We start from the raw sequence: 17,058 nt of genomic DNA, 5'->3' as shown, positions 1-17,058 counted from the left end.
CCCGAGGACAGGCATGACCTTCCAAGCCCCTGAAGCGAACAAGCACCCAAGGAATCGTGCTGCGTTCGCCGCATTCACCGCGCACATCGAACGCCTGTGCCGCACCGACCCCGGCGCCCGCGCAGCGCTGCGCGCGGGACTGCGCCGCGATCTGAACCACCCGCGCGCCCGCGCCATGCACCGGCTGCTGACGCCGCTACTGCCGCAGGGGTGCGACGACAGATCAGCGCAGGCACATTACACAGTGGCCGCCCTGATCGCGGCCCAGCCCCGGCACGCCTTCGCGACGGACCAGGAAGACGACGAAGACACCGCCGACCAAGTGGGAGCGGTGGCGCAGCAAGTACTTCAGGAGGACGGAGAAGCGGACGAGGGAGCCGCCGCGCCCGAGCCCGCCCCTTACGGCCCCTCGTTCGGCGCCACGCTGGGCCATGCCGTCATGGCGAAGGGTGCCTCCATGCGGATGAGTGCCGCAGAGAGCCGCCTCAATCTCCTGACGCGGCAGAGCCTCCGCGGCATCCACCTTCACCTCCCTGCCGCGGTGAACCAGGTACGCACCACTGACGCCACCATCGACTGGGGCCAATTGCTGACAGACCTCGTCGACTGGCCCTACCAGTCCGGGCGCATCAGCCGCCGCTGGCTGCAGGACTTCTACCGGATCACCGCCCGCGCCGATCAGGACTGAACCCCTCACCACAGGAGATCGCGATGGACCGCAAGCCACGCTTCATCGACATCCACGTCGTCCAACCCGTGCCCTACGCCAACCTGAACCGGGACGACACCAACTCGGTGAAAACCATGCTCTACGGCGACGCCCTGCGTACCCGCATCTCCAGCCAGTCCTGGAAGCGGGCCATCCGCGAGCACTTCCAGGACACGCTCGGCGACAACGCGCTGCGCACACGCCGCATCGGCGAGCGGGTCGCCGAAGTGCTTTGCAGCCGTGGATGGGAGAAGGCCCTTGCCGAACGTGCGGGTGCGCATGTTGCGGCGGGAAGCAGCATCAAGTGGGAGGTGGCCAAGGGGAAAGACAAGCAGCCCATCACGAACAAGGTCCTGACCAACGCGCTTGTCTACCTCGCCGAGAGCGCTGTCGAGGAACTTGCTGACATCGCCGAAGCCCACAAGGACACGCTCACCACGGACTTCACCGGGAGGGGTAAGACCAAGCCCGAGAGCGCTCTGAAAGGAAAGATCGACAAGGTCCTGACCAATAGGAACGGCGTCATCAACCTCTTCGGGCGCATGCTCGCCGAGGTCGACCGGGCCGATGTCGACGGTGCCGTCCAGGTCGCGCATGCCTTCACCACGCACACCACCGAGATCGAACTCGACTACTTCGCGGCCGTTGACGACGTCACCGCGATGAGGGGCGACGAAACCGGCAGCGGTCACATGGGCACCGCCGAGTTCAGCACCGGCACCTTCTACCGGTTCGCCACCGTTGATCTCCAGGAACTCATCAAGAACCTGAGCGACGACAAAGACATGGTCCTGGAGGCGGCCCGCGAGCTCGCCGGCCAGTTCCTGCTCTCCTTCATCGAATCGCTACCGCAGGCGAAGAAGAACTCTACGGCCCCGCACACGCTCCCTCACCTGGTCCACGTGGCCGTCCGCTCCGACCGGCCCCTGTCGTTCGCCGCAGCCTTCGAAGAGCCCGTACGGTCTGCCGAACACGGCGGCTACGTCGGGCGCTCCGTGCAAAGCGTCGATGCCTACTCCAAGGCTGCCAACACACTCCTCGGCCCCGAGCGGGTCCTGCACGCGGCACACGCTTCCCTCCACTTCGACAAGCTGGAGCACCTCGGCGAGCGCCACGCGTCCTTCGAAGCACTCGTCACCACCTCCATCGGCATCGCTCTCGCCGAGGCGCCGCAGTGACCGAAAACCCCGCCCGCGGTCTGCTGCTGCGCCTGGCAGGCCCACTCCAGTCCTGGGGCACCCACAGCAAATTCCTGCGCCGCGACACAGCCCGATTCCCCACCCGGTCCGGCGTCGTGGGCTTGCTCGCCGCAGGTCTCGGACGGGAGCGCCAGGCACCCTTGGACGACCTCACGGAACTGTCGATGACGGTACGTGTCGACCGACCCGGCGTCGTGCTGTCCGACTTCCACACCGTAGGCGGTGGGCTGCCCGCCGATGAGACGGTGATCACCGTTGATGGGGAACGCAGGACCAAGGGCAAGGGCACTCTGGTCTCCAAGCGCCAGTATCTGGCCGACGCCGCTTTCACCCTCGCGCTCACGTCCGACGATGAAGAACTGCTTCACTCATGCGCCAGTGCCCTGCGCGACCCGCACTGGCCCCTCTTTCTCGGCCGCCGGTCCTGCCCGCCAGAGGGTCCGGTACTGCTGGGAACCGTGGACGATCCGCTGCAGCACCTGGTCCGGATGCCGCTGGCAGCCAAAAGACCGCGCGGCGGCCCGCAGCCGATCGAGTTCTACGGCGACAGACCGCTCGGAGTGCTCCCCGTGAACACCGACGCCCCAGACAGCGGTGACGGTGACCACCACAGCGGCGAAGTCACCGACGAGCCGATGTCGTTCGCACCGCTGGAGCGTCTGTACCGGCCCCGGCCGCTGTACCGGCGTGCCGCGTACCTTCCGGATGCAAGATACGAAGGCTTCGGCACCGGCTATTTGGAGAAGCTCCAGAGCTATATCGATACCCACATCTCCCATCCGCAGAGGAGGACTTGGTGACTGTGTGGCTGACCCGCATCTTGCCCTCACCCACTTCTGCCGAGGCCCGCCGAGATCTCAGCGGCAATGCCCAGGGCATCCGATTGCACCAACGTGTGATGCAGTTGTTCCCCGACGGAGTCGAAGGCCCGGCCCGGGCGGCATTCGGAGTGTTGTTCCGTGCTGAGGAAACCGTGCGTGGACCGCAGATCCTCCTGCAGAGTCGCCTAGAGCCGGCTCCCTCCCGCCTGCCAGCGGATTACGGAGAAGTCGAAACGCGCATCCTTGACGACTTGTTGGCGCAGCTGCACAAGGGGCAAATCGTCAACTACCGCTGCGTGGCCAATCCCGTGCGCAAACCAGGGGTCACCTCTCGGGAGGCGTACAACCTCCCTCCGGTCGTCGCCTTGAGCGGTAATGCTGCCGTTGAATGGTGGGAACGCCAATCCACCGCCGCTGGTTTGGAACCTCTGCACGTCAACGCCCAGCCGCTCGACGCGGTACGCGGTCCGCGAGGTTCCAAAGGTGCCGCCGCAAAGCAGCAAATTCAGCATTCCCGCACACAATTCGACGGGATGGCCCGAGTCCTCGACGCCGACCTACTCCGCGAGAAACTCGCGGCAGGTATCGGCCGGGGCAAGGCATACGGATGCGGTCTGCTGACACTTGCGCCCATACGGCAGCGGTCGTGAGTGATGGACCCGAAGATGACCTGAACGTCTTCCGAGAAGCCGTAGTTACGGCGGGAGGAATCCACGTACCGGCCTTCTCTGCGGGCTTGCTGGACCCCGGTCCCCGCGCAGGCGGGGGTGAACCGGATCTTGATGCGGCGGGACGGGCGGGAATGACTGATCCTCGCGCAGGCGGGGGTGAGCCGGAGATCGGCGTCGCCCCCGTGTGGCGGGGCACGTGGTCCCCGCGCAGGCGGGGGTGAACCGGACTCGCTCGGCAGCGACCGGGACGCAATGGACAGCTCCTTGCGCAAGCGGGAGTGAACCGTCGGGGTGCTGCCTTGAGCCCTTGCCCCAGAGTAGTTCTCCGGGCGTGAGACGGGCATAACGCCCTGACCTGGAAACCTTGCTCATGGAAAGGTTTGACGCTACGGTGCCTCCTCAATCTCTTGACTTTGGAAAGGGTTGGGGGTGGAATCGGAATGACGGATCGGATGGACGCGCTTCTCGCGGCTCTAGAGGCCCAGGGCTTCAAGAGCCGGCAAACCGGCAGCGGTATGTGGATGTTTTCCCGAGGCGGCACCATGATCACGGCCTACCGCACGCCGGAGACTTTCGGCGAGTGGCTGGACCTGATCAATTTGCTGAGCGGCGCAGGCTTGGTCCTTCCAGCGAAGGACTAGCCGCGCGTTAGCGGGGGTCAGGAGCCGCCCAGGCCCCCGCCTCTCTCCGTTCGTCACCGTCATGCGAGCACCCCTCAGGCAGAAGGAGAAGGGCATGGATCAGGAGTGGAGGGCGTCGGTCAACGCTGATGCAGTCGACGTCCCGGACGAAGCGCAGTACGAGGAGCTACACCGGCATATTCCAGGACTCGTCCGCTTTGAAGAAGGGAACCGACACCTCCTGTTGGTATGGAGGTTGGCAGCTCCCGACCTGGCGAGCGCTACGCGGAGGGCCCTTGCGGCCGCCTACCAGGCGTTTGAGTCTGTGCTCGGAGAGATTCCCGTTCTCACAGATCTACGCGTGGTCACGGCGGAACGAGCTGATGCTGAACGGGATCACCCAGGGCCGCAAGAGTTGATGGGGTATCGGGAAGCAGCCGCAGCACTGGGAGTGTCGAGGCAGAGGGTGGCTCAGTTGGACGGAGGTCATCCAGACTTCCCGCGTCCGATCGGGCGCATCGGTGCGGGCCCTGTGTTCACGGCGGACTCAATTAAGTCTTTCGCTCTACGGTGGGACCGCAGTCCGGGACGGCGAAGGGTTGCCTAGCATGTCCGAGAGATGGGGTGATAGCGATCGGGGGTGAACCACACGTGGGCCTGGCGTACGCGGGCACGATCCACTGCTCCCCGCGCAGGCGGGGGTGAACCGTACGAATTCCTATACATCAGGGCCGAAGACGGGTGGTCCCCGCGCAGGCGGGGGTGAACCGGCGCACGTCGACACGGTGCGCCGCGTGCCCGGGTGGTCCCCGCGGAGGCGGGGGTGAACCGACCGGTGCGTCCTCTCCCACAAGCCCTACGCCGTGGTCCCCGCGCAGGCGGGGGTGAACCGAAGCAGGCCGCAGGGGTTCCGTGGCGTCAGCGGTGGTCCCCGGGCAGGCGGGGGTGAACCGCCGCACACCGCGCACCCGGACGGCGACACCGTGTGGTCCCCGCGCAGGCGGGGGTGAACCGGGGCCCGCGCCATGCCCGACGACCTCCTCATCGTGGTCCCCGCGCAGGCGGGGGTGAACCGCTTCACCAGGTCGAGAACCGCGCGCACCGGGCGTGGTCCCCGCGCAGGCGGGGGTGAACCGCTCAACGCGTCGGGCCGGGGGACGATCTACTTGTGGTCCCCGCGCAGGCGGGGGTGAACCGACCGAGTCCGAGCGCCTGAACGACCAGCTCGCGTGGTCCCCGCGCAGGCAGGGGTGAACCGGTGGCGGTGTATTCGGAGGAGGACCGGCTGCTGTGGTCCCCGCGCAGGCGGGGGTGAACCGGAGCTGTGCCACGCGATCGGCAAGAAGGGCGAGTGGTCCCCGCACAGGCGGGGGTGAACCGCCGTACGTACGGCGGGCGGCCTGGTCATCGTGGTGGTCCTCGCGCGGGCTGGGTGGTCTGCGCCCTGTCTCCGCGACGGGCCGTGAGGTCGTGGGCCTGCTGACGGGGCGGCAGCGCGGATGAGGCCGCCTTCGCCCGGGAATGGCAGCGGATTGGTGGCTCATGATTAGTGGTCGAGGATGTTGCTCAGTTGGTCTTCTTCCGTGTTTGGCAGCTGTTGCTGCGGAAGGCTTTGTCGGTGGCGGCGATGGTGACGGTCTCGGCACCCTTGGAAGAGTCGGAACTGATCACGTCTTTGCTCTCGCCGCTGGTTCCGCTCAGTCGGGCCCAGTTGCAGTAGGTGATGGGGTCGCCCTGGGGGCCTTCGCTGCGGTAGGTGCCGGGTTCGATATCGCGGCCGATGAGGAAGACGCCGTCTCCCGGGATCTGCCCGGCTTTGACGCGTCCTGCCTGCTGGGAGCGTGCCGGAGCAGTCGCCGGCGATGGCGCCGTCGTCTGGGTGCGCGTGGCTGTCACCGTTGCCGTCGGCGTTGCGCTGTCGTGGGAGGACGAGCGGTCCACGGAGGCGGCCAGCGCTCCGATCAGCAGCCCCACCGTGGCCGCCGCCGTATGCGTCAGCCACGGTCGTATCCGTCGGCGTGCGGGCTGCTTGTTCTCGCCGCCGGGCTGCTGCATCGGGCTGTGCGGAGGTCCTCCAGGCACTCGCCACTCCAGCCCCACCACCCTGAACCCGCCACGTCATCCGCGCACGTCAACCCGCCGCTCGCCCCCCACGGTCGGGGTTTCTTCGGGAGGGAATCAGCCGTGCGGCGCAGCGGCGAGACGCTGGCGGTGAATGACTGACACACCGATCGCCTGTCGTGAGTGGTTCGCTGCTGAGGCAGTGCGCGGGCGGAGTCGGGGGCGTCGGCCGGGACAGGGCGCCGGGGGCCGTCTGACTTCTTCGCGGCTGTTGCACAGGTTGGCGGGGATGGTCTGCCCGGCTGTGCGTTCGCCCCGCCCCGAAGGCCTCCTCAGCTTCTGGTCCCTAGGGGACGGGTGAGCGGTGCGCGGGTTCTGTGTGCGTGGATGGCGTTGGAGAGGGGGCTCTCTGATGGTGGGGGCTGTGGGGGATGTGTTCTGGAGGCGTGGGATGTTCTGGTGCTGTGGGAGCGGCGTGTGTGGTGTTGGCTGCTTGTGTGAAGTGAACCGGTGGCATCGGATGGGGCGGTGGTTGCGTTCGTCTGTTCCGGGCTGCCAGTAGTCGTCGCGTGTGGTGCCATCGTGCGCGTTCAGTGTGGTGGTGTTGTCGTCTGCGTTCACCTATGCCGTGGACGCCCAGACGCTTTGCCACGTCGCTCCAGTCGGTGGTGGGCTGTTCGCAGTGGGGGCCGGGCTGGCCTGTTCCGGCGAGCGCTGCGGGAGCCAAGTGCAGGAGTTCCCCTTCGCGTTGGGTGAGGCCGAGGTGGGTGAGTGTGGTGAGTTGGCGGTAGGTGGTGGCGCGGGAGATGGAGGCGGATGCCTGGAGTTCGGTGAGGGTTTGTCCGTCGTGTTCGGCGAGTGCGGCGAGGATGGCGAGTCCGCTGGAGCTGAGCCCGCGGTGGGCGAAGGCATCCAGGCCCATCAATCGCGCGGCAGTGTGTGAGTCGAGGTCGGCGTCACCCTCGGTGTTGTGGTGTGTGTTGTGGTGGGTGTGTCTCATGGTGGGTCCACTCATGGCCCCCCCAGCCTGGGGCCGTTGGGGGGTGGACTCACCGTGGGACAGGTTGAGGGGGCCGGTGCCGGTGGGGGGCAGGAGCATCCAGCGGGCGCCTTCGGTGGGGGTGCCGTGGTCGAGCTGGCGGAGCAGCCGTGCACGGAGGAGGCGTTGGTTGGAGCGGTGGGTGGTGGTGCGGGCGCAGCCCATGCGTTCGGAGAGGTCGCGTTCGGAGACGGTGTGGTCCCAGCCTCCTGTACGGGTGCAGATGTCGAGGCGGGCGATCAGGTTGCGCAGGTCGGTTTTGGCGGCGGTGCCTGGCCAGGGTGTGCGTTCGATGCGGGTGCGGTAGGCGGCGAGGGCGGCGTGGAAGTCCTGCCGGCCACACAGCGGGTCACGGGTCTGGAGGTAGTGGCGGGCGCCGTCGAAGGCCCGGTGCAGCCAGGCGACAGCCTTGTCGTAACCACGCCGGTGCTGGAGTGCGCGGGCGGCTTGTCCGGCTGGGTAGGGGCCGTCCAGGAGGACTTGGACGAACGCGGCGCGGCTCCAGCCCGCCTGCACCGCACCCGCTGCCACAGCACGTGTGAGGGCCCAGGCGTGGTCGGAGGCCGCGCTGTTGTGGCCGCCGCGCTGGAGGGAAGCGTTGGTGTAGGTGCCGTGCCGGTCACCTTCGGTCAGGAGCTGGTGGATGCGCGGGGACAACGGGCCCAGCGGTTCGAGCAGATCAGCGGGCCTGGTACGCCGGTGAGCGTTGAGCGGTCCCCGTCGGGTGGGCGGGGGCCGCAGGCGCTGGTCCTCGCTGGTGGGGGCGGCTGTCGAGGCTTGGGGTGAAGTGGTCAGCCCGCTGCCGCGGGCAGGGGGGTGCGGGGTGGTGTTCCGGGATTTTGATGGGGTGTGGGTCCAGGTCAGCTGGCCTGTCATGGTCGGCAACGCTAGGAGCCCCGGTGGTGCTTCAGGTATGGTCCCGGTGCACCATCTGGGGTGGTTGGTCTGTCGCCTGTGCACAGGAAGCGGCGTTTTGTTTCCGCCCCTGCACCGTGCGCCGCAGGCCGGTTTCCGTTCTGCACCACGGACCCGTCTCGCTCATCTCCTCGCCGCGGCACCGGACGTCGCCCACCCGGCAGCCACAGTCATCGACGGGGGCGGCCCCCGGCTCGCCACCGGATCCGTGCTGGCCGGCCGCAGCGAGGGGGCCGACCCCTCAGGGGGCCGGCCAGGCGGTTGCGGATCCGGCTGATCGTCCGCCGACTCCTTGACGGCAGCCCAACACGCCTGTGGAGGAAGTCCCTTGAATGGATCGGCGGCAGGGTAGAGCCCGGTCAGTGAGCCAGCTGCGGCCGGTGAAGTTCGCTGCGTGCCGTCGCGGCCGGGCTGGGCGGGCGGCCGCTCCGTCTCCCGCGAGGCCGTTGCCGCCCACCGCTTCGGCCCCCGGCCAGCCGCCTGGTCTGCCGGCCTGCTGTTGGCGGACCGGTCTCGTGGTGGTGTCCGTGGTGTGGTCGTGTTCCCCCGGGACGTGGTGGTGATCAGTTGCCGAGGGTGAGGCGGATGCCGAAGCCGGCGATGACGGTGCCGCTGATCCGGTCGAGGATCCTGCGCGCTGAGGGCCGTTGAAGGCCGGCGCGGAAGGCCCGGGCGCATGCGATCAGTACACCCGACCAGAGCGAGCCGAGCAGGATGTGCACGCCGGCGGTGAGGTTGTCGAGCAGCCACGACGACTTGCGAAACTCATCGATCACGGTCAGGTCGATGTCGTCCTGCGTGTTGAGCCGGGCGTCGGCCAGCGTGATTGCGATAGGCGGATCTCCAGTCAGAAAGAAGTGGGTCAGCCGCCGAGGCGGGCGGCGATGGCGTCATGCAGGGTGGCGGGGCGCCGCTCGCCCGCTGGGGCGCCGTGGAACTCGGCGCCGCCGCGCGCCGGGCCCGTCGGGACCGCTCGGTACAGGTCGGGGTCGGCGTCGACGGCCGCCTTGATCGCAGCGGCAAGCTTGTCGCCGAATTCCTTGTCGACCAGGTCGAAGCCGGCGACCGAGGCGAGGAAAGACCGCGAGTTGAGCAGACGGTCGCCGCGCGCGCCCTGGTCGGCGGCGGCGCGGGCGACGGCGAGCTCGACGCGCGCGGTCCGCAGCTCGGACGCATGTTCGCTCAGCAGCCGGTCGCGCTCCGCAACTGCGGCGGCTAGTGCGGCGGGGTCCTGCTCGGGCTCGGCGCCGTTCGGGCTGAGCGCCTTGGTGACCGCGTCCAGGGCGGGGCGCAGCTCGTCGAGCTCGGCGGCGGCCTGCTCGGCGCGGGCTGTGGCGTCGGCGAGTTGCTGCTCGGCCGTTGGATCCGGGGCCGACGGGGTGCGCGTGGCCGGTGCGCTGGGCGGCTGGGCCTGCTCATTGGGTGACGCTGGGCCGCCCGGGTCGCCCTCTCCCCGGAACCGCCCCTGATCGGCCAGATCGGGCGGCCATCGCGCCGGAATCCGAGAGCGGTATCGCCCGTGCGAGTGTGGATCGGCAAAGAGTCGACGACGCAGGTATCTGGCATGGCGTTGAATGCCTCGTTCCGAATGGAAAAGTGACGAGAAAAGAGAGATGTAAGAGGAGTCGTGTGACTTGATTTAATGGACGAACGTTCTATGTGGCCTCCCTCTTCCGTGTCGCTGTCTGCGCGGATATGGTGGGACACGCGAGCAGGGGGCAGGAAGTTCTGCGCGGCCCGAGAATTCGGGAAGGGTGGGGAGTATGGCAGGTAGCGTCTCGCCCTCTTCGGGATCCCCTGCCCCCAACCCGCCGAGCGCTCCCACTCCTCAGCCAACCCCTGTGGTAATTCCGCCAATGGCACCCCTTGAGCGGCGCAGGTTTATTCTGGAGATAGTTCTGGCTGCCCTGGCGCTCGCCACCCTAGTCTTCGTGTCCTTTCAAACCGTGGCCACCATGAGCCAGGCGAAAGAGGCTGCAAATCAGGTCTCAGCGGCCAGGCTGGATGGGCTATATCAGCAGTCCCTCAATCAGGACGAGGTCCTACTCTCGGCGGAAAATGCAAAGCTGAATCTCTATATCAACGGGGATGTTCCGTTTGAGGATGTTAAGGATCCGGCGGAGCGGCAGCGGATGAAATCGAGCTTCAAGTGGAATCTGACTTACTGGGATTATGCGTACGCGACCCTTCCGGGTCTTGTGCGCTGTTTCCCGGATGACGGGCATTTAATCCTGCGTGGCTCTCGGGAAGATACAGAGGAATGTGATGACTGGGCCGCATGGAGTCAGTCCATCTATAATGCGTTCCGTGACGAACGGCTATGTCAGACTCTTAACTCTAAAGAGGGCGAGCTCGGAAGGAATTTCGTAGCCGCAATCCGTAAATCCGGAGCTTGTCTGAAGTGAAGCCAAAGGGTTAGTCGGTGACTTCAACCGAGGGCGGGTGGGCTGCCTTGTATCCCCGGACCCACGCGAGGCGCAGCAAGGAGTCGGCGCTGTGCGGGCAGTCGGTCAGCGGCCGGCCCGCGCGAGCGGCGGTGTATCCGGCCTGGCGGGCGCGCACGGTGTCCTCGCGGAATCCCACGATCACCCCCGGTCAGAACTTGCGGCGCTGGTTCTCGCGCGAGTGGCGGGCGGTCTCGGCCTCCTTGGTGCGCAGGCCGGATATCTGTTCGGTGAACTCGGCGAGGGTGACGCGCGGGCTCTCGTCCTCCCAGAACCTGATCAGGTCCTCGGAGGCACGGGCGTAGGCGACGTGCGCGGGCCCGGAGAACAGCGACTCGGGGTCGACACCGGTGGCCTCGGCCTGCTTGGTGAGCATGTGCCCGCGGGTGTAGTCCTCGGCGGCGAGCCACTGCAAATAGACGTGTTCGCGGTACATCTCGCGTATCTCCTCGCGGGTGTACGCAGTCTGCCCCTGGCGCTCGGCGAGCTCCTTCTCGTACGCCCAGCGTTCGGCTCGGTGCCGTCCGGGCCTTTCTCGATGTCGCGGCCGTAGGCGCCCCACTCGTCGGGATCGGCCGGCGGCGGGGCATCGAGGGCGACCGGCCGCATCGCCTGATCGAGCGCGGCCCGGTTGGCGAGCGTGTCGGCGACCGTGGCCCCGGTCGCGGCCGCCGGCGGCGGGGCGGGATAGCGGCGGTCGATTTCGGCGGTGATCCGGGCGGCGTCCTCGGGGGCGGCGTACCGCACGCCCCACACGAGCACGTCGTCGCCGATCGCGGACAGGTCGGCGGCGAGGCGCCCGGCGGGGAACAGATCGGCGAGCAGACGGCGGCGGTGCGTTTCGGCGCCGATCGCGTCGCGGTCGTCCGCCACGTGCCTGGCCCGGTCGGCGAGGTCGTGCTCGGACAGGCCGACGAGGTCGCGCCGGATGCCGGGCAGGGCTGCGTCGACGTCGCGGCGGTCCATCTCCGCCATGACCTGCAGCATGTCCTCGTCGCCCAGGTGCCCCGAGAAGCGGGCGAGCTCGTCATCGCTGAAATCCGTGAGACGCGTGGCGAGTTTGCCGTTCGGGCGGATGCGGCCGAGCAGCATCTGCCCATCGCGCCGGTCGCCCTCAGCACGTATGCGGTTAAGGTCGCGCTGATCGAGGACCCCGGGCCGGATGGCGGCGCCGAGCTGCGCCTCGCTCATCTCGGGCAGGGTGCGCGCGTCGCCGGAGCGCACGCGTGCGGCCTCGAACGGGTCCGACCCCGGGCCGATTGGCGAGCCGGTACGTCCGGCTGTGCCCCCGTTGGGAGGGAGGTTGCCGGCGCCGATCTGCTCGCGCTCGCGGCGGCGGATCAACTCGGGGTGCTGGCGCAGGCGTTCGCGCTGCTTGGCCTGCCACTGCCGCACGCGCGCCTCGGCCGCGCGTTTGGCCTCGGGGGTGACGGCGGCGGCGCTGCGGTTCTTCCATTTCCTGATGCCGCGCTCGATCGCGCGCTGCCGCTGCGATGCTTCGTAGCCGTTGGGGTCCTCGGAGTGCTCGACCGGCGCCCGGGTGACCCCGGGAGGTAGGCCGAGAGGCTGTGGCGGCAGTTGGGATGCTGGAAGCCCCGGCGGCGTGCCTCGTTGACGCTGCCGTGGATGTCCACGCGCACAAGCTTGCCGTCGATGGTGGCGTGCTCGGCCTCGACTGTGCGGTGCCCGTCGGGCCCCGACAGGCTCAGTACCTTGCCCTCGAACGGGTCGGACAACGGGCAGTTATGGGGAGCGTTGGACACGATCACGAGGTCGAGGCCGGCCGCGCGCAGCCGGTCTCCGTGTCCCTCGACGGCAGCGCGGCCGACGGCGGTGCGGGTGGACATCTCGGCGTAAGAGGTCATCTGCCACGAGCGGCCGGCCCGGTCGGTGGACGTGCGCAGCCCGCGGTCGCTGAATCTCTCCATCGCGCGTTGGGTTGCCTGTCTGCGGGTGTCGATGCCGAGGAGCGGTGTTGCGGCTACTTCGGCTATGGCCTGCCGGTATCCGTCCTCGACGCCCCGCAGGATTCCGCGGTGCGTCTGCGTGAGGAGGTCGACCGTTTCCTGTGCGAGCCGGTCGACCGCCCTCGTGTTCGGCGTCACCTCCGCGATGCGGCGCAGGTCGTCGTCGTGCAGCGCGCCGAGCTCGGCGAGACCGGAGCGGGTGCCGGTGTTGTACGCCTCGGCGACCGCGTCGAACACGTCCAGCCGCATAGCCGTGCCGAGTGCGTCGACAACCCCCTGCGCGCCCCGGCGCAGGGCCTGAACTTCGCGCAGTTTGGCTGTGGCCCAGCCCGGGGCCTCGTAGCCGTCGGCGAGCTGCCTTGCCACGAGGCCGAGCAGACGCTGCTCGGCATCCGCGTACAGGTCACGGACTCCGGCCGACAGATCCTCGACCACTCCCTGGTGAATAGGCACGCCCACCCCCCAAGGACATTTCGAGTAAATGTCGAAAAACTCGGAGATGAGTAAAAGGAATTTCGCGTGATGTGCATCACGGGAGTGCGCTGCCTGAGTGGACGGGCCCCCTTTGGGGGTACGCCGGTGATTGCGGCTCTTGGTCACCTGACCTGCGGCTATGGCGGCGTGACCCTTTTAATGTTACATAGCGAAAACGGAATAGGCAACGTTTAAGGGTTAATCCGGTGCGGGCGCCTCGGTGGAGGCTCGCGTAATCTCCTCGGCCATGAACGAATTGACGCAGGCATTCGCTGCTTCCGGGCCCTTACTCGTCGTCGTGCTTCTCCTCGCGGTGGCGCTCGCGCATCCTGACCCTGACGTCAGAGCGCGGGCGGAGCGGCTCTTTCGGCGGCTCTTCTAACCACTAGGTCGGCGGCCGTGTCAGGGGAGGGCGCCGAGCTGCATCGGGTCTGGGGCGGCTTGGCCGGTCTCGGTGAGAATGCGATCGACCTCCTCTCGCACGGCCGTGTCATCCCAGTCGGGATGCAGAGTGCGCACCTTGGTGTCGGTGCTCACGGCCTGCGCCTGTTGCAGCAGGGAGAGGGTCTGGGCGGTGCTCGCCGGGTCCTCGCTGACCGAGTCGCCGAAGCTCACCCGGGGCCGCTCGGGGACAAGGCCCGCGGAGTAACCGGCCGAGCGTACGGCCTGCTGCACGATCGCATCGGCTGTCGACTGGTGTTCGGCGACCCTGATCGCGAACTGCGACAGGGTGATCCCCGTTCCGGCCGACTCGGTCGGCGGGATGTTCAGGGTCTGCCAGATCTCCCGGTCGTCGTCGAACGTCGCGACCCGGCCGGGTCCTTGGTCGCGCAGGTACCCGGCCGGCACGATGAGCCGGCCACGGGCGAGGCGGATATCGCGAATCCAGCTTGACCATGTCTCGTCGAGCGCGTCCATGAGGTCATGGAGCGGTGCGGCGTAGTCGGAGCGGCCGAACGGCGAACCGCGGTGCCTGCGGTTGGGGCGGATGTTGGGGACGTAGGCGGCGGTCAGCTCGGGTATGCCGGTCTCGATCGCGTCGCCCTCGGGGCCAAGCGAGCCAGCCGAGACGGCAGCCTCGGGATGCTCGGTCAGGGGCACCCGGGTGCCGAGCCGGTCCGGGCTTCCCTGGTAGAGGCCGTGCAGAATGCGGCCCGGCTCGTGGCGCAGCAGTGTCACCTCGTCTGCGTAGGCGACGAACGCGGTCAGACCACGCAGCCTGCCCTCGGACCGGGCGTCACTCGCCCCGATCAGGTGCACGGTGCGCCCGTGGATGACGGCGGTGGTCGCGCCCCGGGTGTGGTGAACCTCGGCCGCCGTGCCCGCGAACAACAGCGGGTCTTGAAGCGGTTCGATGACGTTGCGCTCGATCGTCGCGAACGAGCGGCCCACGATCAACAGCAGCCCAGAGGCCGGCGTTCGGCGCACCGCGAACAGGAAGCGCAGCAAGGACGCGATGGTCTTCCCGCTGCGCACGCTGCGGTGCCAAAGGTTGATGCGAGCGGTCGTCTCGCGGATCGAGCACAGTTGCTTGTCGGATAAGGACGGGGTCGAGGTGATCACCCCCTGTCCGCATCACCTCCCGGTGGCCCGAGCAGGGCGCGGCGAGGCGGTCGAGCATTCCCCCGGCGCGGCCGGTACTGGTGGGTCGGGCGAGCTCGGCGACCTTGGCGTGCACCTCGGTGAGCGCGCGGGCGGCGGTGGCATGGTCGCGGGCCTCGCGGGCCGTCTCGGCGACGGTGGCCTTGGCGACCTGTCCTAGCGAGCCGTCGAGTGCTTCGTCGGCAAGCAGCTCGCGTCGCACGGCAGCGTCGGCTCGTCGAGCCTCCATGGCCGCGGCTACCCGGGCACCCCCGCTGAATGAGAGGCCCAGTTCGCCGGCGATTTTTGAGATGGTCGCCGCGCTGCGCTTGATCGTGCGGGCGATCTCGTTGCGTGACTTGCCCTCGGCATGCAGCTCACGGACGCGGTTGCGATCCAGTTCACGGATCGGCCCAGCCATGGCCTCACCTCCGGCGTGTCGGTCAACAGGCGAATTCGGAAGGCCGGATGCACGCTAGGTATATGGGCACAGCCAACGTGGTGTTGCAATATGTGCAAGCCGTAATTTGGCCAGCACTTATTGTTGCGGCTGTCTGGATCTTTCGAAAACAGATCGGGGGACTATTGACTCGGCTTGAATCATTCGAAGGCTTTGGCGCTCGCATGGCATTCAATCAGGCCAACAAGGGGCGCGCTGACCTTACGAGGAAAGTCAGGGAGGAACAGGAAACGCAACTTGGTGGGTCGGACTCTGGCACGAGCGGCCGGCTGCCCGAGGAACCTCATCGAGGGCGCAAGGAAGAGGAGAGTCCTCCCGACGTCTTGGCGCAGGCGCGCGAGTTGGCTGCGACGAATCCCATCGCAGGGATGGCGCTCGCGTGGTCCTATGTGCAGACAGTCGCGGCGGAGGTGCTGGGAGAAGAACTGCCGCGCCTTGCCGGTGGCGAAGTGTGGCGCCCAGAAGCAGAGTTGGTAGAACGCGGTTTGACGGGACTAAGCGCTGGCCTCTATACGGAGCTGCGGAGAATGGCCCACCTAGCAAGGGCCAAGTCCGATTTGAGCGTGTCTACCGTCGAGAGCTATGTCGAGAGCTGCGCAACCTTGGTCCAGGAGATGAGGCGACTACCCCAAGCGAATGAGTCCGACAGGCAGCCCCCGCAATCGTTAAACTAGCCTGGCGTTCGGGTTTCAACGGTGAGGCGTGCCTCGGGCGTTGACGGGATTGGCGCCCCCGCCGAGCTGTGGACGACCGGGCGTGTGTCAGGGGGCAGTTTCCGGGTGCGGCAGAGGCGCTCCCGGATTAGGTAACGAAACGATAACGGCGCAACTGTTGTGGCGCCCCAACCCCGGAGGCAGCTGCCAGGCTGTTAGAACGCTCCACTTCACGAATACCAAGGGCCGCTGTCGCGTACGTCCGGCCTTCTGTGGAGCCACAGGCAGGACCAGAGGCCAGGGGCTAGCTCCCTGTCTTGTGGCCTTGCCTGGATATGAGCGCCGCGCACCGTGGTTGGGTGCGGGTCGAGACCCGACGTGTACAACGTTGCCTCTGCGACAGGCGGTCTCGGCTTCGACCACTAGACAATGTGGTCGGGCCGAGGCTGCCCGCACTCGGTGCCGATCGCCAGGCTCGAAAGGTGACTCGGCCCGTGGAGACTGTTGGTTGGGCTACTGCGACGGTGGCAGCCCTGGGGGGTTGCGTGCTCGTCCTTGGCTACATTCTCGATCAAGTGCCGGTGCTTGCTGAAAAGGGCATTCGCGCCATCACAGCCGTGCGCCGACTCCGTAGGGAGTGGCAGCAGAAGTGAGTCGTAGCCAGTGGGCATCGCTCCACGGTCGGCGTCTGTAATCCGTCTGACTCCCGGCGCTCAGCGGCGCCCGGCCGTAAGGTGACCCGCATGACGATCAGTTGGGGCGATGCGCCCACCTGGGTCGGCGCGGCGTTCGCTGGCGCTGCTGCGGTCGGGGCGATCTGGACTCTCGCTAGTCAGCGCCAACAGATCGGTGAGCAGCGGACGTTCATTGACGAGCAGTCTCAGTTCATGGGCGAGCAAAGGGCATTCATTCAGCGACAGTCAGAGGTGCTCGGCCTCCAGGAACGGGAGCTGGTCGCCTTGGCGGAGGAAAGAGCAAAGATGCAGGCCCAGCGAGTATCGATGCTGGCTGTCATGCGTGCAGGGCCGGAAGAGCTGTACCCGGGCATCGAGAACAGCCGTTGCTGGGAAGTCTCTGTGCAGAACAACAGCGACGAGGTGATTCGCGATGTCGACGTCCGGTGCGGCCCCTACCTGGCAGACGCTGTCTGGGACATGACCCCGGGGCGCACCGAGGACGGGAACCCGCAGCGCGTTACGGCTCCCGTTGCGGTGATCGGTCCCGGACGGTCGTCCTCGTTCTTTCTTACCCCCGGCGTGGCCACCCACATTGCGAACTATCCGCCGGTACTAGCGTTCACCGATGCCAACGGCCAGAACTGGCAGTTCGACCACCATGGCGTGCGGTCGCGTGTTGATCAGCCAGTGTGGCCTGTGTAGCCACCGAGGATGGCAGCCCGGCAGCCAAGGGGCTGTCGGGCTCTCGGCGTGAAGTTAGGTTGTGT

The 17,058-nt window shown here is 67.5% G+C and carries 17 protein-coding genes, 3 pseudogenes and 1 CRISPR repeat array; of the genes and pseudogenes, 10 read left to right on the top strand and 10 right to left on the bottom strand.

All coding sequences use genetic code 11. The annotated features are described in order from the left end of the window. Positions 1–13: 13 nt before the first annotated feature. The 5 genes from casB to OG965_RS00855 all read left to right on the top strand — a co-directional run bounded on the left by casB (position 14) and on the right by OG965_RS00855 (position 4,041). Positions 14–688, top strand: a complete 675-nt coding sequence (casB, locus tag OG965_RS00875; RefSeq protein WP_371648063.1) for a type I-E CRISPR-associated protein Cse2/CasB — start codon at positions 14–16, stop codon at positions 686–688. A gap of 23 nt (positions 689–711) precedes the next feature. After that, positions 712–1,887, top strand: a complete 1,176-nt coding sequence (gene cas7e, locus OG965_RS00870) for a type I-E CRISPR-associated protein Cas7/Cse4/CasC (RefSeq protein ID WP_371648061.1) — start codon at positions 712–714, stop codon at positions 1,885–1,887. Next, entirely contained in the window at positions 1,884–2,708 is an 825-nt protein-coding gene (cas5e, locus tag OG965_RS00865) for a type I-E CRISPR-associated protein Cas5/CasD (RefSeq protein WP_371648060.1), read from the top strand. The genes cas7e and cas5e overlap by 4 nt, the downstream gene beginning before the upstream one ends. Then, positions 2,705–3,379: a type I-E CRISPR-associated protein Cas6/Cse3/CasE gene (gene cas6e / locus OG965_RS00860; RefSeq protein WP_371648058.1), complete on the top strand. Its 675-nt coding sequence runs from the start codon at positions 2,705–2,707 to the stop codon at positions 3,377–3,379. Before cas5e ends, cas6e begins: the two co-directional genes overlap by 4 nt. Positions 3,380–3,852: 473 nt before the next feature. Further along, positions 3,853–4,041, top strand: coding sequence for a hypothetical protein (locus OG965_RS00855; protein ID WP_371648056.1), 189 nt, complete (start codon positions 3,853–3,855; stop codon positions 4,039–4,041). Positions 4,042–4,639: 598 nt separating this feature from the next. Beyond that, positions 4,640–5,400: a CRISPR direct-repeat array (repeat unit 29 nt; unit sequence GTGGTCCCCGCGCAGGCGGGGGTGAACCG). Between the two features lie 186 nt (positions 5,401–5,586). Here OG965_RS00855 and OG965_RS00850 read toward each other — a convergent pair. The 3 genes from OG965_RS00850 to OG965_RS00840 form a co-directional block, all read right to left on the bottom strand. Continuing rightward, positions 5,587–6,075, bottom strand: coding sequence for a hypothetical protein (locus tag OG965_RS00850; protein WP_371648054.1), 489 nt, complete (start codon positions 6,073–6,075; stop codon positions 5,587–5,589). A 352-nt stretch (positions 6,076–6,427) separates the two neighbouring features. After that, positions 6,428–7,996, bottom strand: a complete 1,569-nt coding sequence (locus OG965_RS00845; RefSeq protein ID WP_371648051.1) for a helix-turn-helix domain-containing protein — start codon at positions 7,994–7,996, stop codon at positions 6,428–6,430. Positions 7,997–8,598: 602 nt separating this feature from the next. Beyond that, positions 8,599–8,811, bottom strand: coding sequence for a hypothetical protein (locus OG965_RS00840; RefSeq protein ID WP_371648050.1), 213 nt, complete (start codon positions 8,809–8,811; stop codon positions 8,599–8,601). A gap of 155 nt (positions 8,812–8,966) precedes the next feature. Here OG965_RS00840 and OG965_RS00835 point away from each other — a divergent pair, with 155 nt between their 5' ends. Next, positions 8,967–9,254, top strand: coding sequence for a hypothetical protein (locus OG965_RS00835; RefSeq protein WP_371648048.1), 288 nt, complete (start codon positions 8,967–8,969; stop codon positions 9,252–9,254). Positions 9,255–9,891: 637 nt separating this feature from the next. Further along, positions 9,892–10,440, top strand: coding sequence for a hypothetical protein (locus tag OG965_RS00830; RefSeq protein ID WP_371648046.1), 549 nt, complete (start codon positions 9,892–9,894; stop codon positions 10,438–10,440). 10 nt (positions 10,441–10,450) lie between these two features. Here OG965_RS00830 and OG965_RS00825 read toward each other — a convergent pair whose 3' ends face one another. The 6 genes and pseudogenes from OG965_RS00825 to OG965_RS00800 form a co-directional block, all read right to left on the bottom strand. Continuing rightward, positions 10,451–10,618: an Rmf/CrpP fold protein gene (locus tag OG965_RS00825; protein ID WP_371648045.1), complete on the bottom strand. Its 168-nt coding sequence runs from the start codon at positions 10,616–10,618 to the stop codon at positions 10,451–10,453. A gap of 12 nt (positions 10,619–10,630) precedes the next feature. Continuing rightward, positions 10,631–10,855, bottom strand: coding sequence for a hypothetical protein (locus OG965_RS00820; protein ID WP_371648043.1), 225 nt, complete (start codon positions 10,853–10,855; stop codon positions 10,631–10,633). Continuing rightward, positions 10,759–11,874, bottom strand: coding sequence for a hypothetical protein (locus tag OG965_RS00815; protein WP_371648041.1), 1,116 nt, complete (start codon positions 11,872–11,874; stop codon positions 10,759–10,761). Before OG965_RS00815 ends, OG965_RS00820 begins: the two co-directional genes overlap by 97 nt. Positions 11,875–11,904: 30 nt before the next feature. Continuing rightward, a pseudogene (locus OG965_RS00810) lies at positions 11,905–11,955 on the bottom strand (hypothetical protein); the annotation flags it as partial. Positions 11,956–12,080: 125 nt separating this feature from the next. After that, positions 12,081–12,881, bottom strand: a pseudogene (locus tag OG965_RS00805) (phage minor capsid protein); the annotation flags it as partial. A 441-nt stretch (positions 12,882–13,322) separates the two neighbouring features. After that, on the bottom strand, positions 13,323–14,483 hold the full coding sequence (locus OG965_RS00800) for a hypothetical protein (protein WP_371648039.1): 1,161 nt from the start codon (positions 14,481–14,483) through the stop codon (positions 13,323–13,325). A 22-nt stretch (positions 14,484–14,505) separates the two neighbouring features. Here OG965_RS00800 and OG965_RS00795 point away from each other — a divergent pair, with 22 nt between their 5' ends. Next, positions 14,506–14,682 carry a hypothetical protein gene (locus OG965_RS00795; RefSeq protein WP_371657181.1) on the top strand — a complete coding sequence of 59 codons (177 nt, stop codon included), beginning with the start codon at positions 14,506–14,508 and terminating at the stop codon, positions 14,680–14,682. 135 nt (positions 14,683–14,817) lie between these two features. Here OG965_RS00795 and OG965_RS00790 read toward each other — a convergent pair. Beyond that, positions 14,818–14,922, bottom strand: a pseudogene (locus tag OG965_RS00790) (helix-turn-helix domain-containing protein); the annotation flags it as partial. A gap of 62 nt (positions 14,923–14,984) precedes the next feature. On the opposite strand from OG965_RS00790, the gene OG965_RS00785 reads away from it, so the two are divergent. Next, positions 14,985–15,635 carry a hypothetical protein gene (locus OG965_RS00785; RefSeq protein WP_371648037.1) on the top strand — a complete coding sequence of 217 codons (651 nt, stop codon included), beginning with the start codon at positions 14,985–14,987 and terminating at the stop codon, positions 15,633–15,635. Between the two features lie 722 nt (positions 15,636–16,357). After that, complete coding sequence (locus tag OG965_RS00780; protein WP_371648035.1) at positions 16,358–16,993, top strand: hypothetical protein; 636 nt, start codon at positions 16,358–16,360, stop codon at positions 16,991–16,993. The last annotated feature ends 65 nt before the right edge of the window (positions 16,994–17,058 follow it).

Origin of the sequence: Streptomyces sp. NBC_00224, from assembly GCF_041435195.1 — a bacterium.
Classification (GTDB): Bacteria; Actinomycetota; Actinomycetes; order Streptomycetales; family Streptomycetaceae; genus Streptomyces.
Note: the sequence above shows the minus strand (reverse complement) of the source record. Positions and strands in the feature narration are given on the sequence as shown.